Origin of the sequence: Mycobacterium haemophilum DSM 44634 (genome assembly GCF_000340435.2) — a bacterium.
Classification (GTDB): Bacteria; Actinomycetota; Actinomycetes; order Mycobacteriales; family Mycobacteriaceae; genus Mycobacterium; species Mycobacterium haemophilum.
Genome location: NZ_CP011883.2, coordinates 2,656,330 through 2,683,204, shown reverse-complemented (window position 1 = coordinate 2,683,204; position 26,875 = coordinate 2,656,330). Strand labels below are relative to the sequence as shown.

Below are 26,875 nucleotides of genomic sequence, written 5' to 3'. Positions count from 1 at the left end.
GTCGCTACGGCTGGGCGAGCCCCAGGTGCAGGATCGGAAACTGCCGGCCGTCTGAATCGGTCTCTGAACGTCCCAGCGTGATGAAGCCCCGGTGGTGATAGAACCCGACAGCTTGCGGATTCTGTTCGTTCACGTCGACCAGTAGACCTGGAGTCTTGGTCATCGCGGCATGCAGCAGAGCGGATCCAACGCCGTGACCACGATGCTGCTGGTCGATAAACAGCATTTCCAACTTCTGGTCCGCCACCCCGGAAAACCCGACTGGCGTGCCGTCGACAGCGGCTACTGTCAACTCAACCAATCCGAGGTACTCACCGGCCAAACGTGTTTCGTAGTAGTCGATGTCCTCGGAAGATAAGAATTCATGCGTCGCTTCCACGGCGCTGCGCCAAATACGCACAAGTGCGGGCCACTCGGCTGCTCCTCGACATGGTCGCAACACCAACGCATTGGTTGACTCCACACCGAAAGGCTAGGTTAGCTCACGCCCGCTGCCAAGACAGAATGCGTTCGGCCAGTTCTGGTCCGCTGTCCTCCTGGATGAAGTGACTGGCATTGATCCGCGCGTGAGGTTGGCCCGCGGCGCCGGGGATGTGTGCGATCAGAGGACCGTCCGCTCGTCCGAGAATCGGGTCGCGATATCCGAAGATGGCCAGACAGGGCTTCTGCCACCGGCCCAGGGCGTCCCAAGCGGACCGATTGGCCGGAATCGCCGGGTCGTCGGGTGAGGTCGGGACCAACAGGGGGAACGCACGGGCCCCAGCTTGATACGTCTTGTCGGGGAAGGGCGCGTCGTAGCCGGCCCGCACCTTGGCTCGCACCCTGCGGACGGTGCCGACGGCCACGAGGCGGCCGGCGGGCAGCACCGGGGAGTAGCGGGCAAAAGCCCGCCACACGTAGAAGGCGGGTGGAACGCGGCGTTGCGCAGTAGGTAGGAAACCGTTTGCTACCACGAGCCGCGCAATCCGGTCACTCTGCTCGGCGGCGATCCGCAGACCGATCAGCGAGCCCCAGTCCTGGACGAATAACGTGACATCGTCTAACTTGAGGTGCTCAAACCACGACGTCACCCACTCGACGTGGCGCAGGTAGCTGTAGTCCGCGATCCGGGTGGGCTTGTCGGAGCGGCCGAAGCCGATCAGGTCGGGCGCGAGCACCCGGTTCCCGCCATCCGCGAGCGGCGGAATCATTTTGCGGTACAGGTAGCTCCAGGTGGGCTCGCCGTGCAGCAGCACGATCGGTGGGCCGTCGGCGGGACCCTCGTCGAGGTAGTGCATTCGCAGCGGTTTGGTGTCGCTTGCTGCGACGTCGACATAGTTTGCTGCGAACGGGTAGTCCTCTAGGTTCTCGAATCGGCAGTCTGGGGTTCTCAGGACATCCATGATCAGCTCCTCCCGATGTCATTGGGGTAGCGGCCGGTGGGCCGCTACACTGCCGAGTTGATGGCCATACGGTACGCGGTTCTGCTTATCGCTGATATCGGCGGGTACACGCGGTACATGCATTGGAACCGGATGCATCTTACCCATGCGCAACAGACGGTGGCGGCGCTGCTCGAGGCGGTCATCGACGCGGGTAAAGGCCTGAAGCTGGCGAAGCTGGAGGGCGACGCCGCGTTCTTCTGGGCGCCGGACGGTAACGTCAAAGTGCTGGTGTGCGATCGCCTGTCGATAATGCGCCAATCGTTTCTGGTACGACGGGAGCGGCTCAAAAAGGACATTGCCTGCAAGTGCGCTAGCTGCGCGCAGCTGGACAACCTGTCGCTCAAATTCGTTGCCCACGAAGGCGAAGTGGCCGAACAAAAGGTGAAGCGAAACATGGAGCTCGCCGGAGTCGACGTCATCCTCGTGCATCGAATGCTGAAGAACGAGGTGCCGGTGCCCGAATACGTGCTGATGACCGACGTCGTGGCCCGGCGCCTCGACGAGTCGGTGCGCCAGCTTGCCAAGCCGCTGATTCACGACTTCGAAGGCATTGGTCAAACGGCGACACATTACATTGATCTCGCCACGTCCGGGGTGCCGCCACCGCCGTCCGAGCGCAGCTTTCTCGGCCGGTTGGGGGTGAAGCTGAGTTTCGAGTTGAATTCGTTACCCTACATGATGGGTATAAAGAAACCCGGGGCCGGCTTCCGTAACTTGGGCCGCGGCGTACCAGAAACTTCGTTCAGCTGAAACAGGCTGTCCCAGAAGGTGATTCCAGCGAACCGTCGACTGCGGGCGGATGTCAGTTGGCGTCCCAGTAGGCGAGGTGGACGCCCGCAGACCAGGCACCTGAAAAGGTAGCTCCGGGTAACCAACCAGGCCTAGGAAAGCAGCGGCGTCGGCGCAGTGATGCAGCCACTGCGAATCCTGCCAGGCCAGGTACCCCGGCGTTCGGTGCGCCACTTCGAACTTCGTCGTCGCTGGTATGTCGTCGGGCACATTCCAGCTAACGTCGATGAATTCGGCGCGGAATCGACTTGCCGCGGTGCCATCCGAGATACACCAGGGACAGATGTCGGCGTCATCCAGATCCGCCAACGGCGACCTCACCGGGCCGGTATACGTATAGTGGCGAAGTTGTTCGCAGCTCACGCAGTTCACGTCCGCTGCGACGATGGAGCCAGTTCCGACCGGTCGGGATGATAACGAAATTTGGCAGCTTCCAGGGGCCGGAGCCGTTCTCGCTGGGCATCCTTGCGACTGCTACCCGAAATTGACGAGCGCTTGACCCATTCGCGACAGAGCCTCGACGAGAACTGCTTGGGAGGTCGCAAAGTTCACGCGCACGTGTCCGACTCCGCCTGTTCCGAAGGCATGCCCGGAAGTGAGGGCGACGCGCGAGTGCTCGAGGAACCAGCGGGCCGGTCCAGACAGATCGGAAACTGCCGCAAGCCCGTCGGCGACCTGCTCGTCGAAACCGAGATGTCGGCAATCCAGCCACGCCAGATACGTGCCCTGCGGTCGTTGATATCTCACTGCGGGTAGATGCTCGGTGACCAGATCACCGAGCAACGCTCGGTTCGCTTCCAGACCCTGCAACAACGCGTCCAGCCAGCTGCCGCCGGTGCGGAATGCTGCGGTATGCGCGATGGCGCCCAGATGGCTGGGGCCGTGGCTGACTTCTTCGGGCATCCGGCGAAGGTCGGCGGCCGCCTCCCGACCGGCGATGGCAATGGCCGCCTTCAACCCGCACAGGTTCCACGCCTTGGTGGCCGACATCAGGGCCAACGCGTTTTCTGCGCCGGGGATGCTCAGATACGGGGTGAATCGCGCGCCGGACAAGACCAGCGGAGCATGAATCTCGTCCGATACCACCCGAACATCGAACCGGCGGGCCAGGTCGGCAACCCCGCTCAATTCGGCGACGGTGTGCACCGACCCGGTCGGGTTGTGCGGATTACATAACAGGTATGCGACTTTCCCGCTGGGACCGCCCGAACGTCGGGCACGCGAAAACGCGTCCTGCAACGCGGCTAAGTCAAGCCGGCCGTCGCGGCCGAGCGGTGCTTCGACCACCCGACGGCCATCATGTGTCACGAAGGCGTAGAACGGCGGATACACCGGCGGGTTGACGATGACGCAGTCACCGCGATCAGTGACCAGACGTAGCATCTCAACGACACCAAGCATGACGTCGGGAACGACTGCCGTGCGGCTGACGTCCAGGTCGTGCCATTGCCAACGCTGCGAAGCGAATTCACTGACCGCCTCGGCGAACGCGGTTCCGTAGGGATAACCGGTATCGCCGTTGTCGACGGCGCGATGGACGGCTTCGGCCACCGTCGGCGCGAGCCGCACATCCATTTCGGCGACCCACAACGGCAAGACGTCTTCGGGATGTGCGCGCCACTTCATACTGGTGCGGCATCGCAGTTGCTCCACCGTTAGCTGTTCGAGCGGATTAGAAGTCACTCCGGCAGATTAGACGAGTCGGCAACCCTTGTTGCCCCGGCCGGCGTTTGGCTCCCTGCCTGTGGCAAACCGACCTCGATCGCAGCGATGATTTGGACAATGACGTCGACGCGTCTAGTAACCAAGTATTTAGTCAATTGTGCTCACTGGGCCGCCGGGGGCCGCGGACGACTTTTGGAGCTTCATCTGCTGTGGAGGCATACCGCCGTACCTACCGCAGGCACACCGCAGAACGCGATTGTGATTACCGCGCCGGCACGCGCCGCTGCCGGCGGCCACCGGGTGATCGTGGACGGCATGCACCGCGCGCGACACCGCAACCCTCGACCTAGCCGTCACCGCAGAACGTGTCGAGCAGGCGCTCGACACAGGACAGTTCATCCTGCGGCCCCGCACGAGCTAGTCCGATGGCGGGCTTTGATCCACCAATACTGCGCCGTCGGGTTGGTTCCCGAGTGTTTGCAGCCCGATGTCCTCGCCTGCGGCAGTCAGACGAACGATCTGGGCCAATTGCTCAGGGGCGTCGCACTGCAGATAGTGATCGGCGGTCGGCACCACCCAGTAGCGGCTTCGACCGGCCTTGCCTTTCAGATACCTCTGCCATACATGGTCGGCGACGCGTAGCGGCGCGACGTTGTCGTGTAAGCCCCATACCAGAGTGGTGTTGACGGAGGTTTTGGAAAGCGTTTCAAGCCAACCGGTTTCACCTGAAGCCCGCTCATGCAGATATTGAATGGTGTCTGGCAGCACCCGAATTCCGTCGTTGTGGGCAAAGCACTGTGCCAACGCGGCAATCTCGGGGTCGTCCAGGGTGCGGCGCGGCATGAAGGTGGTCATTCCTAGACCTGAGGCCAGGGCCTCCGGCGTGGTTGCCGCCGCCGTGGCGCGCGCCGTTGTGGGGTCGAGAAGCGCGGTTTGGAACGCTGTGAGGTTGGCCAGCGGAAGATAAATGTTGGCATTCGTCACGATGACATCAACGGGTAGCGCCGGCGGATCTTCGGTCGCCAACCTGCCCAGCGCGATGATGCCGACACTGCTGCCACGGTCGTGGGTGAGCATTCGGTATTCGCTTAGCTTCCATACCTGAGTGATCGCGTGGACGAGTAGACGAGCGTCGTCGTAGAGCGAATAGACATAGGGCGCCGGTGGTTTTCCGGACAGTCCGTAGCCCGGAAAGTCAAGTAGGAAGATATCGAACTCTGAGCGCAGTTCGCGCGTCAATGCGAAATAGTCGATGCTCGACGTCGGGAAGCCGTGCACCAACACCAGTGCCGGTGCCCCCGGTGTGCCGCAGCGCCGGGTGAACACCGTGACTTCCTGTCCATCGTTGGCGGCATTTGACGATCGCCAGCGAAATTCCGTGCCGCCACTTTGCCACTCCGTAAAGATGCTCAAGGTGCCAGCATCGCAGAGGTGGTCGCGGTAAGACAACATGAACTACTCGCGCCGGACGCCGGGTCGATACTCGACGCGACTGCCTTGACCCGGATCACGGCCTCCGGCGGTGGGTGATGGTTAACGACGTCTCTGCTAATTCTGCGGGAAGTTGACAATCGCTAGCAGCAGGGGCAGTTGGTTGGTACGCGGTTGCGCTGTCGGCGGCCGGTCTGGACCGAAATAGGTGCCGCTGAGGTAGTTGTCGGCGTTCCAGATTGATGTCGCGGCGACCTGGCCTTGGTATCCGAAGCTGTCGAGCACGTAGGGGAGGGCATCGGCCTCAACGAGCGACGGACCGTTCATGAGCTGGAAATGCAGATGCGGCGCATTGGAATTACCGGTGTTGCCCAGACTCGCGATCTGTTGCCCCTTCTTAACCTTGTCCCCCGGTTTCACTAACAGTGAACCCTTAATGAAGTGGGCGTACATGGCGTACACGCCATCACCGATGTCCATGATGATGTGGTTGCCGTCAATATTTTCCACGGTCAGCTTCGCGGCCAGGACGGGATCGGATGCCGGCAAAATGCCGGGCACGTTTGCGTCGATGGTGTCCATCGTCGAGGTTACGGTGCCGTCAGCCACCGCATACACCGGCGACCCGTAGTCGACATAGCTCTCGTTCGTTGTTTTGTCACCGGTATAGAACTCGCCCTGGTCGTCGGCGCGTTTCCAGTCGATCGCGAAACGTTGGCTGTTGTTGAGCTTCATATTGACCGGAAGTATCGCGTCGCGGTGCGGCCAGCCCGGATCGCAGCACCCGTTGAGCGCCACCCAGTTGGTGCCGCGCAGCGGCGGGCTGATTACCCGCGGTGTGCCGGCCGAGATGTTGAACGGGGCGCCCAGGGTATCGATCGGGCTCGGTTGTGCGGACGCGCCCGGGTTTGTTACGCCCATGCCATGCAGCCGCAACATCACGGCCTTCGGAAACTGCGCCAACGTGTCCAGCGCAAAATCCAGCAGCAGCGCTCGCGATGATTGCGGTGGGATGGAAAAGTCGCCGGCGGGCTCTTGCGTTAGCAGTCGCAATCGGTTGCAGTCGCCGTAGTTACAGGTGGGGTCCACCAATTGCTTGCCGGAGAACGTGGCGAGCACCTTGGACGGGTCGTAGGCATCGACCACGTCTACGCCGGTGAGGTTGGCGGCTACTGCGGTCGCGTTGGTGATCTGCACGTCAAAGGCCAGGTGATACTTGCTGTCGCTGCCCGGGAAAGGAAACGTCGGCCGACTGATCGGCTGCACGGTTAACGGGGTGTATGCATCCGGCACGGTCACCCCCGCGAGCGCTCCGTTTCCGCCTGGGGCTACTGATCCCGAAGCGGGCGTCGTCGCGCCGGGCTTCGTCGGCGCCGTCGACGTGCACGCGGCAACGGTGAGCACTAATACGGTGACAGCCAAGGCATTCCGGAAGGCGATGTGTACTTGGCCGTGCCATTGCCGTTCTTGTGTCATAGGGCTCCTCCAGAGCGTACTCACGATGTTGTGTGATTCTAAGGCGCGGCTTGAGTCCCGTTACGAGGGGCGTCCCAAAGTTGTCTAGCCGCAATTAAATAACGGAACATCCGATGTTGCAGAGGCTATTCGGGACCACGGCCAACGGCGCGGGTCGGATCCGAACTCCACTCAGACCATGAACCGGGAAATAGTGCCGCCGCGCAACCGATCGCCGCAAGTGCGGCGACTGTGACAGTCGCGCTGACACCAGAACCGCAGTACGCACCGACGGGGGCGCTGCGATCGACACCGTGGTCGGACAGCAATTGGGTGAGCGCAGCATCGCTGAGGAATGTGCCGTCGGCCGCCAAAACAGAACCGCTGGGAACGTTCTTCGCACCGGGGATGTGACCGGCGACCAAGTCGACCGGCTCAACCTCCCCGCGGAAGCGTTCCGGTGCGCGCGCATCGAGCAGCGTCACGCTCCCGGCGCCGGATTGCTGCGCCGTCAATGTAGGTCGACCTCCGGCATACAGATTGTCATGCAGCACAGTCACATTCCCGAGCTGCGGGATGACCGGGCCGGTCTCGACGCACCCTCCGCCTGACTGCCACGCAGACAGGCCCCCATCCAGGATGCGTACCTTGGCCAGCCCGGCCGCGGTCAACACCCACCACGCTCGGGCCGAACCGGCTCGATTCCAGTCGTCATACACCACGACCAACACGTCCTGTCGGATACCCCAGCGTCGGGCGGCGGCCTCTAGGCTGCGCCCGGACGGCAGTGGGTGACGGCCACGGCCGGCGATCGTGTGGTCGCTGAGTTCCTCCTCGAGGGACACATACACCGCGCCGGGTAGGTGACCCTGCAGGTAGGCCGTACGCCCGTCAGGCTCATCGAGCCGCCAACGCACGTCCAGTAGGGTTACCGGCTCGCCAGCTTCGATGAGGCCGGCCAGCTCTGCCGCGTTGATCAGCACCTGGTCGCGTGTGTGCACCGGATCATCTCCTTGTCGTTTCTGCGGACAGCAACGAGCCTATCGAGTGACGGGAAAGCCTCGGCGACAGTGACGAATACCGCGCTGCTGCCTTGGCTCGGGCCGAGCGCTACGCGGTGTGCTGGGAACCATTGCGCGGGCTGGCTCCCAACGTTGCAACAATGCCCGCTGCCGCCCGTTGCCAGGTGAATATCTCAGCGCGGCGGCGCGCGCAGCTGCGGCGGTCGGGTGACCTGAGTGTGAGCCTTCCAGCAGCGTCTTTACCGGTCCAGGTAGCACCGCCCGAGCGAGGGCCATAGAAGTTGGCGACCTGAGCGACACGCATACCGCGAGAACAACCGGCACTTGTGTGCCATCAACGATGTGGAACCGACGCGTACCTGAACAGTTCATGAATTCCGATGATCGGTCGACGCCGATTCACTCGTACCCGAACCAGCGTTCTAACGCCGAGCGCAGGCTTGACTTCTCTGCGTCACCGAATGTGTTTGCTGCCCAGGCGATATAGCCGTCAGGTCGGATGAGCATCGCTGCGGCTGGTGGATCGGCGATTGCGGCGCCGACGGTGTCAACACGATCGGCCCACCCGCACGCCACATCCGCGATCCCGCCGGCGGCAAGGTCGAGCAGCACCGGGCGTGCGTAGCGCAACAGTTCGTCGACACGCCGGCCGTCCTGCATAGTCAGGTCAGGCACCAGCCGACCAGACAGCGGATGGCCATCACCCACGTCGTAGGCGACATCAGAACCGGCCAGCAGCGCCGCCATATGCTTGGTGACGTCGGGAATGGTGAAGAGCTCGCCCAATAACAGGCGCAACGCAGCGATCTCGGGTCCCGGCGCCATGAGTGCGGTCTGGGCCAGCGAGTGCATCATCACGCGCTGTCCCACCGGGTGACGTTCGGATTGATAGGTGTCGAGCAATCCGACCGGTGCCCAGCCCTTGATCTGGGCTGCCAGCTTCCAGCCGAGGTTGATGGTGTCCTGCAGGCCCAGGTTCAGGCCGGGACCACCCATCGGACTGTGCACGTGGGCGGCGTCGCCGAGCAGCAGGACCCGACCGTCGCGATAGCGCTCAGCGTGGCGGGTGTTCTGCCCGTTGATTCGACGAAGAGCATGTGGCCCTGGTCCTTTCGGTTCCTCCAGGGGGATATCGGTGCCGAGCACGCGGCTCGCGCTGTCGCGCAGTTCGGCCAGGGTCATCGGTTCTTCGTCGATGGAAAGCCCGAATTCAAGGGTGCCGAGTAGCGGCCGGCCAGGTTCGAACTCGGCGTAGATCATTCCGCCGCGGTCGAACCGGCTGTGTCCGACGGGAAGCTGGCCGAATCCTGGAATGTGGACGCTGCCGTCGGGGCGGCGCAGGTGGTCGGGGATATGTACGTGAGCTAGCCGGCCAACGGTGGGCGCGGTGCTACCAGGGAATTCGATACCCAGCGTTTTACGGACCAGGCTGCGTCCGCCGTCGGCGCCGACTAGGTACCCAGCGGCCATGGCGTAGTCGCGCTCCGCCGAGGACACGGTCAGCGCAACGGATTCCGACGCTGGGCGCAGTCCGATGAGTTCGTGGCCCCAGCGTAGGTCCACCCCGAGATCGCGCGCCCGCTTCTCCAGCAGCCGGACAAGTCGGGGTTGCGGCATGTGCATCGCGTACATCGGATTGTCGGGCAGGCCCAGGAAGTTCAGCGGCATGGCCGCGAATCTCCATCCGTAGCAGGGTTGCGGCGGATCGTCGTCGCCGGTGCATGCCTGATACAGGCCACGCATATCCAGTATCCGAACGACTTGTCCGACAAGGCCGTTAGCCTTCGGCTCGGAGCTAGGGCCGGGCAGTTTATCGAGCACGACGGGTCTGATGCCTGACAGGGCGAGCTCGCAGGCCAGCATCAGACCGTTAGGCCCAGCGCCGGAGATGACGACTTGAGCGGATTCGGGGACATATTCGTCAGCCATGGTGAGCCTTTGTGCGTTGGGGTGCAGGTAGACCCGCGCTGACGGCGGCGAAGCCCGAGCGGAACAGCGCGGCGAGCGCCACCGGCGGATCCGCACGTACGTAGATATCCATTGCTGCGTCGCCAACGGCGCGTATCACTGCTGCGACCAGTCGGGGGTACATGTCGACGTTCGGGTCGGTGCCGGTACGTTGCGCGATCACCTCGAGCCACTCGTCGAACAGCTGCTGCGGCACCGCATTACGGACCTGAGGGTTGCCTACCAGCTTTCGGACCTCGGCGAGCTCCCGGCGGCTCGGCACCCGGCTCTTAGAACCCGGTCCATCGCCGAAATCCGCCTCCAAGGGTTCCAGCACGGCGTAGGTGATCGCCGTCCACAGCGGCTCGTCGGCCGGACGCTGCCGCAGCACCGCGAGGCTGCGACGCATGCGCTCGGTTTGCCGGTAGGCCAGCGCTTCGTATTTCCCGGCGAAGTAGTTATTGAACGTGCGCAGCGACACTCCCGCTAGGTTGGCGATATCGTCGCGGGTCACGTTGTCCAGCCCGCGTTGCAGCGTCAGATCCAACGCGGCGTCGCTGAGTGCGCGCCTGGTGTCGGCTTTCTTGCGTTCCCGCAGTCCGGGTAGCTGATCCGTCATGACAGCCAACATACCGCAGAATATTACACGACGGGTAAAATTGCCTGTTGGGAAATTTCTGTGCTATTCAGCGTTTACCCCAGTCCCATCGCGGTGTCGTCAGCAAGCCCTGCCCGCTGATACGGGTCTCACCCCACTCCTTGTACAGCTCGATCTCGACTGCTTGGTCGCCAGCGTCGGTACCGGGCGGGCCGGCCTCCGCCACGGGCACGGTGTCGAGGAACTCCAGCAGCGACCGGGAGTGGGTGACCACCACAACTTGAGTCCGTGCGGCCGCGGTGCGGATCAGCCCTGCAAGCGGACGCACCAAGTTGGGGTGCAGCGAGGTTTCCGGTTCGTTGAGCACCATGAGCGATGGCGCTCGCGGGCTCAACAGTGCGGCGGCCCACAGCAGGAATCGTAATGTGCCGTCGGATAACTCGGCCGCACGCAGCGGGCGCAGCATGCCGCGCTGCCGCAGCTGAAGGTCGAACAGCCCGTCGTGGACCGCGACCGAGACCGTGGCTCCAGCGAAGGCGTCCGCGACGGCGCGACTTAGATCATCGAACCCCGTCTCGATAATCGTCTGCAGCGCGGCGGCCACATCACTGCCGTCGTCGGCAAGCACTGGGGTGCGGGTCCCCACCTGCGGGTGCCGCGCGGGTGCCGTCGCGTCAACGCGGAAGCCGTCGTAGAACCGCCATCCGCGTAGCCGCTCACGCACGGCTGCCAGTTCGGGAAGTGCGTGCGGGTGGGCATACTCTGCTAGCACGCTGCGGTACGACGGCAACGACCGGCACAGCTCGGTGAAACCGCGGCCGGAGTCCGCGCTGGCCTCGGCAAAGTCCCGGGTCCGGCGGACCAGCGTGGTGCTGGTCCGCAGTACCGGGCCAGCAAACACCGCTTCCCGTTTAATCTCTGGATCGCGGGAGAAGGCCGAGTTATGCCCGGCTGATTGCGGGATGCCTAGGTCTACCAGATAGCCGAAATCACTTGCAGCGAAGCCTAGTTCGAGTGATACGGGCCGAGTGCGTAGGCTGCCCTCAGCCTTCCCGGTGCGTCGGGCGGCGCCCAGGTCCTCGGGCCCGGCCCACAGCGCAGACTGCAGCCCGCCCTCACGAGCGAGGGAGCCGATCACCTCGCCGCGGCCGCACCCTGCCAGTAGCCGCAGGGCGCGGTACAGAGACGACTTTCCTGCGCCGTTGGCCCCGGTGACGATCGACAGCTGACCCAGCGGCAGGACTACCTCGCGCAGCGAGCGGTATCCGCGAATCGCCACTGTCTGCAACATGGGCCCGACTGTACGGTCGGGGACCGACATGCCGTGCGGTTAGTCGGTATCGGCAGCGTCGAGAAGTTGCACCTCCGCGAGATCCAGCTCGGCCTGCAACTCGCGCAGCACGATGTCGTCGATGAGGTTCTGGTTTCGAAGGTCAGTGACCGCCCGGCGCTGGTGCTCGATCACGCCAAGACGTACCCGCCGCACCAGATCGCTTCGTTTAACCAGATCGTTTGTCGCCGAATCGTCGTCGTTGGCGCTGACCACTGCGGCGTGTTCTTCGTACTCCTTCTGTAGGCGGCTCAGTAGCTTCGGGCCGACCCCAAGTTCGCTGGCCACCGCCGGCAAGGCATCGAGAGCGGTTTGAGTGCCAACACTGCGGGCCAATTGCAATTCGTCAGCGTGGGCAACATCTTCGGGCATCCGGGCCCAGCGAACGACGGCGGGCAGCGTGCTCCCTTGGATGAGCACGGTCACCAGAATGACCATCGTCACGACAAAAATGATCAGGTTGCGGTCTGGGAATGGCGCGCCGCTGAGCGTGGTCAACGGGACGGCCAGCGCGGCGGCCAGTGACACCGCACCGCGGAATCCTGCCCAGGCGGTAACGATGCGCTGACGCCAGCCGACTCGACGGGTGCGCTGCACCTCGCGGCGGTCGATGACACGAATCAGCACGGTGGTGAATTCTTCCCAGAAAATTCGAGACACGATGATGACGCCGGTGATGGCAAGAGTAATAAACGCGGCGTGGTGCAGCCCACCCCCGACGTTGGATATTCCGCGCAGCGCGCCCGGGATCTGGACTCCGACAAACACCCACAACGAGCCGTTAATCAGGAACGTTGCAATATCCCAGAATGCATATGCCTGCAGCCGGGAACGTGCCCGGATCACGACCGGTCCCGAATAAGCGAGCACTAGCGCCGACACCATGACCGCGACCACACCGCTGCAGTGGATCGATTGGGCCAACAAGAACGCCGCGAACGGCGTCAGCACGCTCAAGGCTCCTTCCTCGAGCGGGGCGTCGATTCCACGACGCAGCAGGGTTACCAGTCCGCCGACTAGTAGCCCGGCGGCGATACCGCCCAGATAGGAGCCAATAAATCGGACGACCAAATCAATGGGTCCGATCGCGGCCCCACCAACCGCGACGTGGACAGTCACGATGAACAAGACCAGCGCGGTCCCGTCGTTGATGATGCTCTCAGCGCGCAGCACGGTGAGGGTCCGGCGTGGCAACCGCTTGGCCAGACCGGCCACGGCAGCGGCGTCGGTGGGGGAGAGCACGGCGCCGAGCACCGCCGCTGCGTGCGACTCCATACCGAGCGCTCGCGCTGTCCACGACACCGCAACCGCGGTGGCAATCACTAGGGCGATGCTGAGAAACACGATGACGCGTAGGTTCGCGCGGATCTCGCGAAAGCTGGTGTTCATGCTTTCCCAATAGAGGATCGCCGGCAGGAATAGCAGCAGCACCATCTCCCCGTTGATCCGAACACCACCGAACGCAGGGATCAGACCCAGCAGGGCGCCGAGCACAATAAGCAGGACTGGGGGACCCACGCGATAGCGCCGTCCCAAGACCGTTCCCACGATGACGGTGGAGACGAGCACAACGACAATGACAAGCCCAAACACCAGCCCATCCTGCCGTACGTGGGCGGGCGGCCGCGTTGGCGCGCCCCATCCCGCGCAACGGACTAGGCTCCGAGCCGGAATTAGAGGGGTGGTTCTTATGAAGACCATGGGTCTGGTGATGGTCGCCATGCTCGTTTCATCGGCGGTGTTGGGCTGCACGGGATCCACCGGGAGCCCGCCGGCAACCAAAACCATCGACGTCCCCATGGACGACGTCCTGAACCAGAGCACCATTTCTCGAGACATGACACTGGCGGTTGGCGACACGCTGAAAGTGACGTTGGGCTCGAACCACACCACCCCGTACCGGTGGTCGGCGGACGCCAAGATCGACGATGCCACCGTCGTGAAGCAAACCGGTCACGAGTTTGTCCGATCGACCTCTGGTTTGATGGGAGCGCCTGGCACCGAGGTTTGGACGTTCACGGCGTTGAAGGCAGGCACTGCGGCGATCGTCGACAACTACGCCAGCGTCGTGGACAGCGCTGCCGCACCGGTGTGTACGGTCACGGCCAAGGTGACGGTGCACTAGGGCAACCCAGGACGCCGTACCGTCGGATGTGTGCGGTGGATAGTCGACGCGATGAACGTGATCGGGACTCGCCCGGACGGCTGGTGGAAGGACCGTTGGGGCGCAATGGTCGGGTTGGTGGACAAGCTCGAGCGCTGGGTATCGGTCGAAGGCAATGACGTGACAGTGGTGTTTGAGCGGCCGCCGTCGCCCCCCATTCGCTCATCGATGGTTGCGATTGCGCACGCGCCCGAGGCATTCCCCAACTCGGCCGACGACGAGATCGTCCGGTTGGTGCACGCCGACCCGGAACCTCAAGAAATCCGTGTCGTGACATCCGATAGCACGTTGACCGACCGGGTCCAGCAGGCGGGCGCATCCGTCTATTCGGCGGCACGCTTTCGTAAACACATCGACTCGTTCGGCTAACCGATGAGCGCGGAAAGTGATAGCGCATGTGCTATCGCAATCCAGATAAAGCCTCACCTCGCCAGCCAGCACGGGTGGTGCAGCTGTTGATACCTTGAGGCGCTGTGGGGGATCGTCGAAACCTGTATCCAGCGACCGAGCCGTACCAGTCAGGCATGCTCGACGTGGGAGATGGCAACCGCATTTATTGGGAGACCTGCGGCAATCCAACGGGTGTACCGGCATTAGCGCTGCACGGCGGTCCCGGTTCAGGATGCGTGCCGGGAATGCGTCAGCCATTTAACCCTAAGAAGTATCGTGTTGTGCTCTTTGACCAGCGGGGATGCGGACGCAGCACACCGCATGCCAGCAATCCCGCGGTCGACCTTGGCGCTAACACCACCGATCACCTGATCGCCGACATCGAGCGGCTTCGGACCTATCTCGGCGTGGATCGGTGGGTGCTGGCGGGCTGGTCGTGGGGCACTACCTTGGCGTTGGCCTATGCCGAGCAATACCCCGAGCGTGTCACTGCGTTGGTGCTGACGGCGGTCACCACCACCAGCCCGCACGAGGTGCGCTGGATCACCCGTGACGTGGGGCGGCTGTTCCCCGCCGAGTGGTCCCGTTTCCGGGACGGGCTGCCCGAGGCCGACCGGGATGGCGACCTCGTTGCGGCGTATGCGCGGCTGCTCAACCATCCCGATCCAGCCGTGCGGGAGAAGGCGGCGCGGGACTGGTGCGAGTGGGAGGAAAACCACGTTAACCTCGGACCCGTACGCCGTCCCAATCCCCAGTACTCTGATCCATTGTTCCGAATGTGCTTCGCGCGCTTGGTTACTCACTATTGGCTTCACGGTGCGTGGCGTGCTGAAGGCGAACTGCTGGGCAATGTCAGCAAGATCGCTCATATCCCGGCAGCGCTTATTCACGGTCGCCTCGATCTGAGTAGCCCACCCGACATCCCGTGGCAACTCGCGCAGCGTTGGTCCGCAGCGCAGCTGCACATTGTCGCCGAGGCTGGACACGCCGCTGGTGGCGCGATGTCCGATCGTGGCGTCGACGCGCTCGACCGATTCGCTGAGGCACCCTAGATTGCTAGCCATGGGATCTGCCGATGGACGGATTATCGATATTTACCAACGTCATGCGGGCGCATGGTCCCGTGATCGTGGCAATCGGCTAGTCGAACAGGCGTGGCTCGATCGATTTCTGGCTCTGCTTCCGCACGAGCCCACAGTGCTTGACATCGGCTGCGGAACCGGTGTGCCGATTGCCCGCTACCTCACCGAACGTCGCTGCCAGGTGACCGGTGTGGATGGATCCAGCGCAATGATCACCAGGTGCGCGGATCGCTTCCCCGACCATGAATGGCATGTCGTGGACATGAGAACCCTCGCCCTCGGCCGCGCATTCAATGGAATTATCGCTTGGGACAGCTTCTTTCATCTACCCGAGGCTGACCAACGCCGGATGTTCCCGATCTTTAGGCGCCACGCCGCAGCCGGTGCGGCGCTGATGTTCACCAGCGGCTCGTCGGCCGGCGAACAGATCGGCAGTTATCGGGGCGAGCCGCTCTATCACGCAAGCCTTGACACTGCCGAATATCGCGAGCTTCTGCACGATAATGGGTTCGACGTGCACCTGCACGTCGTGGAAGATCCCAGTTGCGGCCATCACACTATCTGGCTTGCGCGACGAGTTGGAGGGCCAGCCGCATGACCAAGCAAACACCAGGGGAGCGCTGGGAGCAGCGCACCGAGTGGCCACTGGCCCTGGTTGCTATTGCTTTCCTGATCATCTACTCGATCGAAGTGTTGAGCCGACCACATGGTCACGAGGGGCGCGTTCTTTGGGCGGTGGGCTGGATTGCATGGAGTCTGTTTGTCATCGACTACTTGGTTCGTTGGATGTTGGCAGCAGACCACAGACAATGGTTTCTGTGCCACCTAGTTGATCTGCTTATTGTTGCCCTGCCAGTCATGCGGCCACTGCGGTTGTTGCGGTTGGTGGTCCTCGTCGGTGCGTTGCAGAAGGCCATTGGTAATGCCGTGCGCGGCCGCATTCTCATATACACCATTTCCGGTGTCGTTCTGTTGATTTACGTGGGCTCGCTCGCCATCCTCGATCAGGAACGCACCCAACCGGGTGGATCGGCGGTATCAGCCTCGTCGGTGTGGTCACTGCATCGCTGGCCTCGTGGATAGTTCAGCGTGTATCGGAAACAGATTCGGCGTATCAGGCTATTACGGCTGCCCACATCAGTGAGCTTCGGGACGAAATCCGGAGGCTGTCTGACGAGCTGCGCAACATGGCTCCTAGCGCTGAGGTTAACGCCGGGCGCTAGCGCAATAAAGCGAACGCGGTCACAGCTGTGAGCACCAGCACCGATATCCCGACGATGTGCACCTGGCGGCGTGGAGTGATGCGTGCGGGGATTGGGCGTTGTGCCAACGCTCGTTGGCGTTGTAAAGCGATCACGTAGGAGCATGACGCCGCGACGGTCGCCAACTCGGCCGGAATCAGCATCGTTAGTCCGTCGGCACCGTGCACGTTCTTGAACGTCAGCATGGCGCCGTTGACCAGCAACGCAAAAGAGGTCCGGGTCCAGGCCAGCGCGGTCCGCTCCGGCTGTAGCCCGGGATCCGGCCGATCGCCCATCGTTGCCTGGCTCAACTCATGACCGCCTTGGCGATTACCAATACCAGCGCGATGATTCCGACCAGGCTGAGACCTAGCGCGAGGTAGCCGGGGGTGGGGTGACGGGGCAATGGCAGGCCACGACGCATGGCGCGATCCGCCTGCCGCCAACGCAGTAACCCCATTCCGCTAGTGAGGGTGGCCAGCACCGCGAGCCCCACACCAAGCACCCGGCGCGCGCCGGGAACGGTCAGCTCCGGAACGAGCTGAACTAGGGCGACTGCAGCGGCCAGCAGACCCAGTGAGGTGCGTTGCCAGGCCAGGAAAGTCCGCTCGTTGGCCAGGGTGAACCGATAGTCGGGTTCGATCTCTGCTTCGCCGTCGGTGCGTTGTTGGTCGGCGGGCGTGGTGGTGTTATCGGCCACGAGGTACCTCGCAGGGCGTATCAGGGAATGGTGTTTGCCGTCGACAGAGTCTACTCAACGGCATGGCTGGCCACGCTGCATTAGCCGGTCGCGGGCCGGCTCCAGCTAAACCGTTGGGTCAGCGATGCGCCGAGCCGGTCAGGGGCCGGCCGTTGGCGGCTTGGAGCAGGCAGATGACGGTGCTTGGCGACGGCAGCGGTGTCCACGGCCATCGGAGCGCGCAGCTACACCTCGGCCAAATGGGCTGTCCCACAATCGACAACGGTGACGGTTACCGGGCTCAGCAGCTGTTTCATCATGGTCGGCGTGTCGAAGTAAATACGTTCGCAGACAAGCATTTCCGTGTCGTCGAACACGAAGTAGGCGGTCACCCGCCACGTACGTGGATCCTAGCTAGCACAGGATCCGCCGGCGGCGGCTCAGGCCACGAAGGCATGGCCGCCAACGCTTCGCGCACGCGCTCCTCATAGCGACACATCACCTCGACGTCCTCGGCCCAGAACATCTCATATTCCCGATCGAGTGCCGCGATCGCCTCATCGTGTCGCGCTAACCCAGAACCCTGCTCTGCCACCAGAGTCTCCCGCTGATTACGGTTATCGGCAACCTCTACCGGGGACCTCATCGCACGATATGCTTCTTGATAGGCTCGCACGATGTCACGGACCTTAAGGGCAGCATGCGCGGCCTCTAGCGAGAAGACATCCAGCCACAGCTGAAACTTCTTGGCTGTCTCGGCCATCCGTGTCGCCGAATCACCTGACCATTGTGCTTGCAGCGCCTGGCCCCAGTCCTTCAACGACTCAGATCTGAGAGGCATTAGATCAGCCAACGCCTCGAAACGGTGGATGACGTCCCATAGCACATAAAAACCAGGGCCGTCACATATGTTACGCGAGTTAACCTCTGGGGGTAGATTGGCATAGAGCAACTGACAACTAGGACCGCCAAACGGGTTGTCGGAGTTATTGTTCGCTGATGGTCGCCGGTCAGGCATCATCTCTTCGTTCCCTTCGGCTGGTCACGACTGCTGGCACTCGTGGGGGTTGATATTTGCGGTGGCTAGATCACTGGACGGCTTGGGTGTTGTCGGTTTCGCCACCAACTTTGACACAGTCGCTTGACTGGGGCACAACACTTTTCGTCGCCGCATCCCTGAAATCCCGCATTACTTTACTGATGTTCTTCAGGTCAACGGCTCTTGACGTAACGACCAGGTGTTTACGGCCACAAAGACATGCAAACTCCGCTTCTCTCAAAGAAACCCAGCAATGCACCCGGGATACTCAACGACCGGTCACGTGCCCTGTCTGCACCGCCGGTGGTGGCTACACGAAGTGACTGGCCCTGACCACTATCGGCTAGCGATGGCCGCAGGCAGATCGGATAAATACCGGATTGGGCGGATGAAATCTTTGTCCTCTTTTTGGCGGAGGCCAGTGAACCCTTCGGCTGCGGGTGGGCTGCGGCTGCAGATCAGGTTTCCATGGGTGCGCCGAACCAGCCGGAGAGCGCTACCTGCAGCGTGAGCACGGTGATGTCATGGCATCGGATAGCGGCGGCCAGCTTCCAGGCCAGGTTGACCGCATCGAGCAGCCCGGCGTTAAGAGCCTCGCTTCCGGCCGGGAAAAGATGGGCCGCATCGCCTGCCAGCAGAATTCGCCCGTCTCAATATCGCTCGGCGTGTCGAGCTTGGAAACGAAAGCGAGACAACCGAATAGGGTCTCCTAACGGGAGATTTGCACCGAGTGCCCGGTGCATGCTGTCTCAAAGTTCGGCCCCGCATCGGGGGGTCGACAAGGTGCGTGAAGTCCAGATGCACGCCGCCGAACGGGAATCGGGCAGCCGGTTCGGTGCCGACTGTGCTGAACCGCTCCAGCAGCCCCCGGGTCCGCTGCATGTTGAGAGTGAGAAGGGTGGGAGTTGGCCTCAGCGCCCAGAATTCGGAGTCCAGGTGACGTTCAGACTCTTGATGCCGCGGATGAATTGCGACAACAGGCGTGCTGGTTCCTCTGCCGCGACGATGTCGGGTACTTCGCGGCGTAATTCGTCGAACACGACTCTGATCTCGCGCCGAGCCAGGTTCGCGCCTAGACAGAAATGGGCACCGCCGCCGCCGAAACCGACATGCGGATTGGGGTTGCGTTCGACGTCAAAAGCCCATGGATTAGCGAACTTTGACTCGTCGCGGTTGGCGGAGTTGTACCACAGTGAGACCTTGTCTCCGGCGGCCATCTTAGTGCCGCGCAGTTCGATGTCCCGGCTCAAGGTGCGCCGCATGTAGACCACCGGCGAGGCCCACCGCACAATCTCCTCGACGGCGGTGGGTGCCAGACCGTCGAAGTCAGACCACCACTTGTCCCGTTCCTCGGGATAGCGGGACAGTGCTAGCACGCCGTGGCTGATCGCATTGCGCGTCGTCTCGTTGCCGGCCACCACCAGCAGGATAAAGAACGAGGCGATCTCCGATGACGAGAGTCGTTCGCCGTCGACCTCGGCTTCCACCAGGGCGGTGGTGAGATCGTCGTGATGATTGATGCGGCGGTCCTCGGCCAGCGCGCTCGCGTAGCCGCCGATGTCCATCGAAACGTGAGTGAATTCCTCGAAGTCGGTCGACAAGTCAGGGTCGCCGAACCCCAGAATCACGTTCGTCCAGTGGAATACGCGCTGATGGTCCTCCTCAGGAATCCCCATCATGTCGCAGATAACCTGCAGCGGTAGCGGTCCAGCGAGCTCGCTCACCAGATCGGCTTCTCCGTTGGGGTGATTGGCGATCATCGACGCGACCAACCGATGGGCCCGCTCGCGCACCGATGCCTCGATGCGGGCCACCACCTTTGGGGTGAACGCTCGGCTCACGATTGACCGCAACCGCTGATGTCGTGGATCGTCAAGCACGATCATCGAGCCGAAGTATTCGGCTATCTCCGGTGTCTGGTCGCCGATCGTAATGTTGGGGCTGGAGCTGAAAATGTCCGGATGGCGGCTCGCGTAGAAGACGTCGTCGAGCTTGGTTAGAGCCCAATGCCCCTCGCCTGCTATGAACCCTTCCATCTCGAGTGCGGGCCAGAACGAGATCGGGGACTCTCGGCGTAAGGTTGCGAAAGCACCATCGCGGTAGTCGTCGTCGCGCTCCCAGAAATCGAACGAGCCGAGACGGATGTCGGCACGGGGAACCTCAGGTGGTATTGCCCCGTTCAGTCGAGGCGCAATGCCTGTCTTGAGGCCCATCTAGACCCTCCTAGGTCCCGCTTCGCCTGTGAAGGAGTGACACCGCGAGCCTAAACCCATGGATCAACGGCTGCCGGTAGATCAGGTGGCGTGCTGTGCAGACAACGTGGTCGGAACGCGGCTCAAAGCGGGTAGTTGTCTGGGGCACCGGTTTCGTGGGGTAGATGGTGCGATGACGCCATGGGTCTGGCCGACGATGCCGCTGAACCCGGCCGAACTGGATCGAGCCCATCACCGAAGCGTGCGAGACTCCCACCGAGCGCACCACCGCGGCGCGCCCGGCGGTCAACGAGTTGCGACCGGGCTGGGTTACCCCCGCTTGACCTTCTGTTGATCGCCGGTGTCGGCACGATTCGCTGAAGCCGAGGGGCTAGTTCGGTGTTGCGTAACTGACCCCGGTGAGCTGCTCGGAAAGCTCCCACAGTCGCCGGCAATCACTGTCGTTGCTGGCTCGCTTGGGCACCTTGGCCGGTGCGACGCCGCCGCCGGCCGCCTCGTAGATGCCGCGCGGTCCATAGAACGCGCCGCCCTCGGCCTGCGGTGTGGCGGCCGCGTACAGCGCGGGCAGAATCCCCTCGTCAATCTCTTGCCACAGGAACGGCGTGAAACGCCATGACGTCTTGTATAAACGCTCCATGAGTGCGGGCCGTTGCCGGCCATGCGAGGGTCCAGTGATCTGCAAGTTGGTCTTGGTCAAGCCGGGATGCGCGGCGTTGGACGTGATTCCCCAGCCCGCCTCGCGGCTGCGGCGATCCAGCTCACGGGCGAACATCAAGACCGCCAGCTTTGACTGGCCGTAGGCCGGCATGGCCGCGTAGGACTTTTCGAACTGCGGGTCGTCGAAGTGGATGCGGCCGGTGCGGGCTGCCAAGCTGCTTAGCGAGACCACGCGCGCGCCCTTGGCGGCACGCAACAGCGGCAACAGGTGTGCGGTCAGCGCGAAGTGTCCGAGATGGTTGCTGCCGAACTGCAACTCGAAGCCGTCGGTGGTGGTGTCGCGCTCCGGCGGCGTCATGACGCCGGCATTGTTGATCAGAATGTCGACGGGGCGGCCCTCGGCGTTGAGTTGTTCGCCCAAGGCCGCAACGGTGGCCAGTGACGACAGGTCGAGGGATTTGATGGCCAGCTTGGCGTCGGGGACTCCCGCGTGGATTTCTTTGATCGCCGCCTCGCCTTTGGCGCGATTGCGGATCGCCATCACGACGTCGGCGCCGGCCGCCGACAGCCGCCGGGCCAGCCCGAATCCCAGACCGCTGTTTGCCCCGGTGACGATTGCCAGCTTGCCCGACAGATCGGGCACGGTGGCGACGAGATCGTTGGCCATGCGTATCACTCCTTTACTTGATGGCTCTTAGTGTGCTCTTCGCCTGGCCGTCGGTGAATCCGGGCGGCATTCTGACGGCATGGTCGCATGCTCGGCAGCGTGTCGAGAGCAAATCCTCGGCCGGGCGGCCGCGTTGGCGGTCGGCGTAGTGCCTGCCGTCGCTTTCCCCGCGCCGGCGTGGTGGTGGCTGGCCTGGTTCGGTGTGGTGCCGCTGCTGTTGGTGGTGCGCGCCGCGCCGACGCCGCGGGCAGCTGCCATACGAGCCTGGTTGGGTGCCGGTGGGTTTGTGCTGACTACCCAGCACTGGCTGGCAACCAGCATTGGCCCCATGCTGGCGGTGTTTGCCGTCGGATTCGGTGCGCTATGGCTGCCGTGGGGTTGGCTCGCGCACCGACTGTTGTCGGCGCCTGTCACCGTGGGCCGCACGGTTGCCGCGCTGGTGGTGTTGCCCAGCGCATGGGTGGCGGCCGAAGCGGTGCGGTCCGTGCCTTGGTTGGGTGGCCCGTGGACGTCGCTGGGCGGATCGCAGTGGAACCAGCCCGTCACGCTGGCGTCGGCCGCATTGGGCGGGGTGTGGCTGACGAGTTTTCTCTTGGTTGCCACCAACACTGCCATTGCCGGCATGATCGTGCACCGTGAGATGCGCGGTCGACTCATCGCGCTGGCGTGCGTAGTGGCGTGCGCAGGAGTTGGCCCGGCCTGGTACCTGCTGGGTCCGGCACCGGCTCGCGGTCCGACGGTGCGGGTGGCGCTGGTGCAGCCAGGCAGCATTGTTGACTCGCGCGCGCGGCAGGCGGCCAGTGAGACGCTCACCGCAACGGTTGCGGGCCAGCGGCCGGATTTGGTGGTTTGGGGAGAAAGCAGCGTTGGACAAGACCTCACCAGCCACCCCGAGGTCCTGGCCCGGCTCGCCGATTTGTCACGGCAGGTGGGAGCCGACCTGCTGGTCAACGTCGACGCTGCGGCACCGAGCGGCCGAATCTACAAGTCCGCGACGCTCGTCGGGGAACGCGCAACGCTGCGTAGCTACCAGAAATCCCGCCTGGTTCCGTTCGGTGAATATGTGCCGCTCCGGCCCGTTTTCGGCTGGATCACCCGCTACACCAAGGCCGCCGCCGAGGACCGGCAACGGGGAACTGGGCCGGTGGCGCTGCGAATTAGCTCACCGGGCACGCTCGTGATCGGGCCGTTGATCAGCTACGAGACAACGTTCTCCGACCTTGCCCGTCGTGAGGTGCAGCTCGGCGCCGAGCTGCTGGTGTATCAGAGTTCCACTTCAACTTTTCAAGGGACTTGGGCGCAGCCGCAGCTGGCCGCTTTGCCGGCGGTGCACGCCGCCGAGGTGGGCCGTCCGGCGGTGCACGTCGGATTGTCGGGCGATAGCTCGGCCTTCGACGCCCGGGGGCGTCGGCTGGCGTGGTGCCCGTCGGGCTACCAGGGTGTGGTCGTAGTCACCGTCTCGTTGGCATCGAGTGCCACCCTGTATCAACGGCTAGGGGACGGGGTTCTGGTGCCGGCGTTCGCGATCCTGGGCTTTGCGCTGTTTCGTTGGCGCCGCTTCCCTCGCGATGACACACTGCGTGGATGAAGAGCAGACGGCCCGCCAGGATTTCGCTGGCGGTCGCCATCGCGATGTTGGTGGTGTCGGTCGCCGGTTTTGTCGTCTCCTTGGTGCTCAACGCATTCTTTCTGGACAAGTACAACGCCTACGGCGAGGTGCCTATCCCGGGATCGGGCAGCCTGCACTTGCCCGCCGGTCAAGTCAGTGTCAGCCTGCACACCGTGGTGGTCGGCGGAACCAACGGCGGCGGCCTTCCGGTGCCACCGCTTGGAGTTACCATCACCCCGCCCGACGGTGTGCCGCAACCGGTGGTGATGGAAAGTATCGGCAGCACAACAACAGTCAACAACGATGCACATGTGCGGGTGTGGATGGTTCAGATTCCCGCCGACGGTAACTACAACGTCACCACCGACGGCCAGATCGGCGGATTCATTAACCCGCGACTGGCCTTCGGCCATCAAAGTTCATACGGCTTTCTGGTCTGGGTGTTTGTTGCGGTGTTCGTGGTCGGCCTGATCGATGTGGCGCTGTCGGTGACCTGGGTGGCCCGCACCCGGCAGAAGGTGGTCTCGGCGGTGGTAGCGGAGACCCCCCACCCTTAGACCGCGAGCGCGCTCGCGGGTAGGCGGGCTCTAGTGGCCTCGCGCTACCCACTCTTCGTAGTGGATGATCTCGTCACCCACCGTGGTGCTGTCACCGTGGCCGGTGTGGACGACGGTGTCGCCGGGCAGCACGCCGAGTCGCCCTGAGATGGACTGCAGAATTGTCGGGAAGTCGGAGAACGAACGTCCGGTAGCGCCCGGCCCTCCGGAGAACAAGGTGTCGCCGCTGAACACCACACTCGTTCCAGGGCCCAACTCGGGGGCATACCAGCACACTGATCCGGGGGAGTGGCCCGGGGTGTGTAGCGCTCGCAACTCGGTGCCGGCGACACGCACCGTATCGCCGTCGAAAACAGTGCGAAAGTCCTTGCTCGGATGCGTTATTCGCCACAGCATCTCATCGCCGGGGTGAAGCAGCACGGGCGCGTCGAGCGCTTCGCCGAGCTCGGGAGCCACTGTGATGTGATCGTTGTGGCCGTGCGTGCACACCACCGCAACCACGTTGCGGCCATCGACTGCCGCCAGTATCGGCGCCGCAGCGTGGGCGGCGTCGAAAACCACGACCTCGGTATCGTCACCGACAATCCAGATGTTGTTATCGACTTCCCAACTGCCACCGTCGAGTTCGAAGGTCCCGTGGGTGACCACCCGTTCAATCACAGCATCACCACCGAGCGCAGCACCTTACCGCCGTGCATCTTGTGGAATGCGTCTTCGACGTCGCCCAGCCCGATGCGTTCGGAGACGAACTTGTCCAACGGAAGCCTGCCCTGAAGATAGAGGTCAATCAGGGTGGGGAAGTCGCGTTCGGGTAGGCAATCGCCGTACCACGATGACTTCAGTGAGCCGCCATGAGAGAAGAAGTCCAGCAGCGGCATGTCCAGGCGCATGTCGGGCGTCGGGACACCCACCAGCACAACGGTTCCGGCGAGGTCGCGGGCGTAGAAGGCCTGCGTCCAGGTTTCGGGCCGGCCGACCGCGTCGATCACTACGTCGACGCCGAAGCCGCCGGTGAGGTCCTGGATGGTTGTGACGACATCGATTTCGCGGGCGTTAATGGTGTGGGTGGCGCCGAACGTGCGGGCCCAATCCAGTTTCGTGTCATCGGTGTCGACCGCGATGATCCGCTTGGCGCCAACCAGTGCGGCGCCTGCGATCGCGGCATCCCCGACGCCGCCGCAGCCGATCACCGCGACGGTGTCATCGCGGGTCATGGCGGCGGTATTGATCGCGGCGCCCAACCCGGCCATCACCCCGCAGCCCAGCAGGCCGGCGACCGCCGGATCGGCCGCGGGATCGACTTTGGTGCATTGACCGGAGTGCACCAGCGTCTTGTCGGCGAAGGCTCCGATGCCCAACGCCGGGGTAACTTCGGTGCCGTCGGTCAGCGTCATTTTCTGTTGGGCGTTGTACGTGTCGAAGCAGTAGTTTGGCCTGCCGCGTTTGCAGGCCCGGCACTGCCCGCACACCGCGCGCCAGTTCAGGATCACGAAGTCGCCCGGCTCGACCGTGGTCACGCCCGGCCCGACGGCCTCGACCGTGCCGGCGGCCTCGTGGCCGAGCAGGAACGGGTAGTCGTCATTGATGCCGCCCTCGCGGTAGGTCAGGTCGGTGTGGCACACCCCGCACGCGATGACGTCGACCACGGCCTCCCCTGGCCCGGGATCCGGGACGACGATATCCACCAATTCGACGGGCTCGCCCTTCTTTCGCGAAATCACGCCGCGCACTGTCTGACTCATGGCGTCCAACCTACGGTGTAGCGTCGCTGAGCATGAGCGCTGGTGACGATGCAGAGCGAAGCGATGAGGAGGAGCAGCGCATATGAATGGAGCACCCGAGACCGCCTCCGAAACCACTGAAGCATTCACCGAGCGAATAGTTGCGGCCATCGACAGCGCCAGTCTGGCGCTGCTCATGAGCGTCGGACATCAGACCGGCCTGCTGGACACGATGGCCGGGCTGCCGCCCGCCACCAGCACCCAGATCGCCGACGCCGCCGGGCTCAACGAGCGCTACGTCCGGGAGTGGCTGGGCGGCGTGACCACCGGGCACGTCGTCGACTACGACGCCGAGGCTCAGACCTACTCGTTACCGGCCCACCGCGCGGCCGTGCTGACGCGGGCGGCCGGGCCAGACAATCTCGCCCTGGTGGCTCAGTTCATTCCGCTGCTCAGCGGGGTCGAACAGCAAATCATCGGGTGCTTCCGCGACGGCGGTGGTGTGCCCTACAGCGAATTTCCGCGCTTCCACTCGTTGATGGCCGAGACGAGCGGTGCGGTGTTCGATGCAGCGCTCGTCGATGTGGTGCTGCCCTTGGTCGACGGCCTTCCGGAACGCTTGCGGTCTGGAGCCGACGTCGCCGATTTCGGTTGCGGCAGTGGTCACGCGGTCAACGTGATGGCACGGGCATTCCCCGCGAGCCGGTTCACCGGCCTCGACTTTTCCGACGAGGCCATCGCGGTCGGCACGGCCGAGGCGGCTCGACTGGGTTTGGGAAACGCGGCCTTTGAGAGCCACAATCTGGCCCAGTTAGCTAAGGCTGCTGCCTACGACGTCATCACTGTCTTCGACGCCATCCACGATCAGGCGCAACCAGCACGGGTGCTGGAAAACATCTATCGCGCCTTGCGACCCGGTGGTGTGCTCCTGATGGCCGACATCAAGGCGTCAAGCCAGCTCGAGGACAACGTCGACGTCCCGATGAGCACCTACCTGTACACGACCTCGCTGATGCACTGCATGACGGTGTCTCTGGCGCTGCAGGGTGCCGGACTGGGTGCGGTGTGGGGAAGGCAGCTGGCCACCACGATGCTCGGCGACGCCGGATTTGACGACGTGCGGGTGGTCGAGATCGAGTCCGACCCGATCAACAACTACTACGTGGCCTATAAGGGGGCCACAAAGTGACCCGCC

The 26,875-nt window shown here is 63.4% G+C and carries 27 protein-coding genes and 2 pseudogenes; 9 read left to right on the top strand and 20 right to left on the bottom strand.

What is annotated here, in order from left to right:
* Positions 1–4 precede the first annotated feature (4 nt).
* Entirely contained in the window at positions 5–463 is a 459-nt protein-coding gene (locus B586_RS12585; RefSeq protein ID WP_054879772.1) for a GNAT family N-acetyltransferase, read from the bottom strand.
* A 19-nt stretch (positions 464–482) separates the two neighbouring features.
* Positions 483–1,382, bottom strand: a complete 900-nt coding sequence (locus B586_RS12580; RefSeq protein ID WP_054879773.1) for a haloalkane dehalogenase — start codon at positions 1,380–1,382, stop codon at positions 483–485.
* Positions 1,383–1,442: 60 nt separating this feature from the next.
* On the opposite strand from B586_RS12580, the gene B586_RS12575 reads away from it, so the two are divergent.
* Positions 1,443–2,174 (top strand): DUF2652 domain-containing protein, encoded by a 732-nt coding sequence (locus tag B586_RS12575; protein WP_047314746.1) that lies wholly within the window; start codon positions 1,443–1,445, stop codon positions 2,172–2,174.
* Here B586_RS12575 and B586_RS20200 read toward each other — a convergent pair.
* The 9 genes from B586_RS20200 to B586_RS12535 form a co-directional block, all read right to left on the bottom strand.
* Positions 2,091–2,636, bottom strand: coding sequence for a CbrC family protein (locus tag B586_RS20200; protein ID WP_418001138.1), 546 nt, complete (start codon positions 2,634–2,636; stop codon positions 2,091–2,093). The genes B586_RS12575 and B586_RS20200 overlap by 84 nt on opposite strands.
* A gap of 51 nt (positions 2,637–2,687) precedes the next feature.
* Positions 2,688–3,896: a MalY/PatB family protein gene (locus B586_RS12570; RefSeq protein WP_054879774.1), complete on the bottom strand. Its 1,209-nt coding sequence runs from the start codon at positions 3,894–3,896 to the stop codon at positions 2,688–2,690.
* A gap of 399 nt (positions 3,897–4,295) precedes the next feature.
* Positions 4,296–5,291 (bottom strand): alpha/beta fold hydrolase, encoded by a 996-nt coding sequence (locus tag B586_RS12565; protein WP_054880926.1) that lies wholly within the window; start codon positions 5,289–5,291, stop codon positions 4,296–4,298.
* A gap of 135 nt (positions 5,292–5,426) precedes the next feature.
* The gene (locus B586_RS12560) at positions 5,427–6,785 is read right to left on the bottom strand and encodes a M23 family metallopeptidase (protein WP_054879775.1); all 1,359 of its coding nucleotides are present in this window, start codon (positions 6,783–6,785) and stop codon (positions 5,427–5,429) included.
* A 125-nt stretch (positions 6,786–6,910) separates the two neighbouring features.
* Positions 6,911–7,765, bottom strand: coding sequence for a sulfurtransferase (locus tag B586_RS12555; RefSeq protein ID WP_054879776.1), 855 nt, complete (start codon positions 7,763–7,765; stop codon positions 6,911–6,913).
* 420 nt (positions 7,766–8,185) lie between these two features.
* A complete protein-coding gene (locus tag B586_RS12550) occupies positions 8,186–9,715 on the bottom strand; it encodes an FAD-dependent monooxygenase (protein WP_054879777.1) in 1,530 nt (509 codons plus the stop codon).
* A complete protein-coding gene (locus B586_RS12545; protein ID WP_054880927.1) occupies positions 9,708–10,352 on the bottom strand; it encodes a TetR/AcrR family transcriptional regulator in 645 nt (214 codons plus the stop codon). Before B586_RS12545 ends, B586_RS12550 begins: the two co-directional genes overlap by 8 nt.
* Before the next feature lie 67 nt (positions 10,353–10,419).
* The gene (locus B586_RS12540) at positions 10,420–11,622 is read right to left on the bottom strand and encodes an AAA family ATPase (RefSeq protein ID WP_054879778.1); all 1,203 of its coding nucleotides are present in this window, start codon (positions 11,620–11,622) and stop codon (positions 10,420–10,422) included.
* 39 nt (positions 11,623–11,661) lie between these two features.
* The gene (locus tag B586_RS12535) at positions 11,662–13,254 is read right to left on the bottom strand and encodes a Na+/H+ antiporter (protein ID WP_054879779.1); all 1,593 of its coding nucleotides are present in this window, start codon (positions 13,252–13,254) and stop codon (positions 11,662–11,664) included.
* Positions 13,255–13,351: 97 nt separating this feature from the next.
* Between B586_RS12535 and B586_RS12530 the strand changes: the two genes are divergently transcribed.
* From B586_RS12530 to B586_RS12510, 5 genes and pseudogenes are all read left to right on the top strand, one after another.
* Complete coding sequence (locus tag B586_RS12530; protein WP_054879780.1) at positions 13,352–13,786, top strand: protease inhibitor I42 family protein; 435 nt, start codon at positions 13,352–13,354, stop codon at positions 13,784–13,786.
* A gap of 30 nt (positions 13,787–13,816) precedes the next feature.
* Complete coding sequence (locus tag B586_RS12525; RefSeq protein ID WP_054879781.1) at positions 13,817–14,194, top strand: NYN domain-containing protein; 378 nt, start codon at positions 13,817–13,819, stop codon at positions 14,192–14,194.
* Positions 14,195–14,298: 104 nt separating this feature from the next.
* On the top strand, positions 14,299–15,267 hold the full coding sequence (gene pip / locus B586_RS12520) for a prolyl aminopeptidase (protein ID WP_257720463.1): 969 nt from the start codon (positions 14,299–14,301) through the stop codon (positions 15,265–15,267).
* Between the two features lie 10 nt (positions 15,268–15,277).
* Positions 15,278–15,895 (top strand): class I SAM-dependent DNA methyltransferase, encoded by a 618-nt coding sequence (locus B586_RS12515; RefSeq protein WP_054879782.1) that lies wholly within the window; start codon positions 15,278–15,280, stop codon positions 15,893–15,895.
* A pseudogene (locus tag B586_RS12510) lies at positions 15,892–16,520 on the top strand (ion transporter). Before B586_RS12515 ends, B586_RS12510 begins: the two are co-directional and overlap by 4 nt.
* Here the strand turns inward: B586_RS12510 and B586_RS12505 are convergent.
* The 7 genes and pseudogenes from B586_RS12505 to B586_RS12485 all read right to left on the bottom strand — a co-directional run bounded on the left by B586_RS12505 (position 16,517) and on the right by B586_RS12485 (position 21,793).
* Positions 16,517–16,834 (bottom strand): DUF202 domain-containing protein, encoded by a 318-nt coding sequence (locus B586_RS12505; protein ID WP_156166440.1) that lies wholly within the window; start codon positions 16,832–16,834, stop codon positions 16,517–16,519. The pseudogene B586_RS12510 and the gene B586_RS12505 overlap by 4 nt on opposite strands.
* 11 nt (positions 16,835–16,845) lie before the next feature.
* A complete protein-coding gene (locus B586_RS12500) occupies positions 16,846–17,181 on the bottom strand; it encodes a YidH family protein (RefSeq protein ID WP_414738711.1) in 336 nt (111 codons plus the stop codon).
* A gap of 175 nt (positions 17,182–17,356) precedes the next feature.
* A pseudogene (locus B586_RS22085) lies at positions 17,357–17,522 on the bottom strand (hypothetical protein); the annotation flags it as partial.
* Between the two features lie 83 nt (positions 17,523–17,605).
* Positions 17,606–18,235 carry a PPE domain-containing protein gene (locus B586_RS12495; protein ID WP_236971405.1) on the bottom strand — a complete coding sequence of 210 codons (630 nt, stop codon included), beginning with the start codon at positions 18,233–18,235 and terminating at the stop codon, positions 17,606–17,608.
* A 479-nt stretch (positions 18,236–18,714) separates the two neighbouring features.
* The gene (locus B586_RS22765) at positions 18,715–18,894 is read right to left on the bottom strand and encodes an FAD-dependent monooxygenase (RefSeq protein WP_418001137.1); all 180 of its coding nucleotides are present in this window, start codon (positions 18,892–18,894) and stop codon (positions 18,715–18,717) included.
* Positions 18,895–19,167: 273 nt separating this feature from the next.
* Positions 19,168–20,469, bottom strand: coding sequence for a cytochrome P450 (locus B586_RS12490; protein WP_054879784.1), 1,302 nt, complete (start codon positions 20,467–20,469; stop codon positions 19,168–19,170).
* Positions 20,470–20,839: 370 nt separating this feature from the next.
* Positions 20,840–21,793 (bottom strand): SDR family oxidoreductase, encoded by a 954-nt coding sequence (locus B586_RS12485; RefSeq protein ID WP_054879785.1) that lies wholly within the window; start codon positions 21,791–21,793, stop codon positions 20,840–20,842.
* A 79-nt stretch (positions 21,794–21,872) separates the two neighbouring features.
* On the opposite strand from B586_RS12485, the gene lnt reads away from it, so the two are divergent.
* Positions 21,873–23,381 carry an apolipoprotein N-acyltransferase gene (gene lnt / locus B586_RS12480; protein ID WP_054879786.1) on the top strand — a complete coding sequence of 503 codons (1,509 nt, stop codon included), beginning with the start codon at positions 21,873–21,875 and terminating at the stop codon, positions 23,379–23,381.
* Entirely contained in the window at positions 23,378–23,959 is a 582-nt protein-coding gene (locus tag B586_RS12475) for an SHOCT domain-containing protein (protein ID WP_236971281.1), read from the top strand. The genes lnt and B586_RS12475 overlap by 4 nt, the downstream gene beginning before the upstream one ends.
* 30 nt (positions 23,960–23,989) lie before the next feature.
* On the opposite strand, the gene B586_RS12470 is transcribed toward B586_RS12475, so the two are convergent.
* Positions 23,990–24,619, bottom strand: coding sequence for an MBL fold metallo-hydrolase (locus tag B586_RS12470; protein WP_047314637.1), 630 nt, complete (start codon positions 24,617–24,619; stop codon positions 23,990–23,992).
* Positions 24,616–25,701, bottom strand: coding sequence for an S-(hydroxymethyl)mycothiol dehydrogenase (locus B586_RS12465; RefSeq protein WP_054879787.1), 1,086 nt, complete (start codon positions 25,699–25,701; stop codon positions 24,616–24,618). The genes B586_RS12470 and B586_RS12465 overlap by 4 nt, the downstream gene beginning before the upstream one ends.
* An 82-nt stretch (positions 25,702–25,783) precedes the next feature.
* Between B586_RS12465 and B586_RS12460 the strand changes: the two genes are divergently transcribed.
* Positions 25,784–26,869 (top strand): class I SAM-dependent methyltransferase, encoded by a 1,086-nt coding sequence (locus B586_RS12460; protein WP_054879788.1) that lies wholly within the window; start codon positions 25,784–25,786, stop codon positions 26,867–26,869.
* The last annotated feature ends 6 nt before the right edge of the window (positions 26,870–26,875 follow it).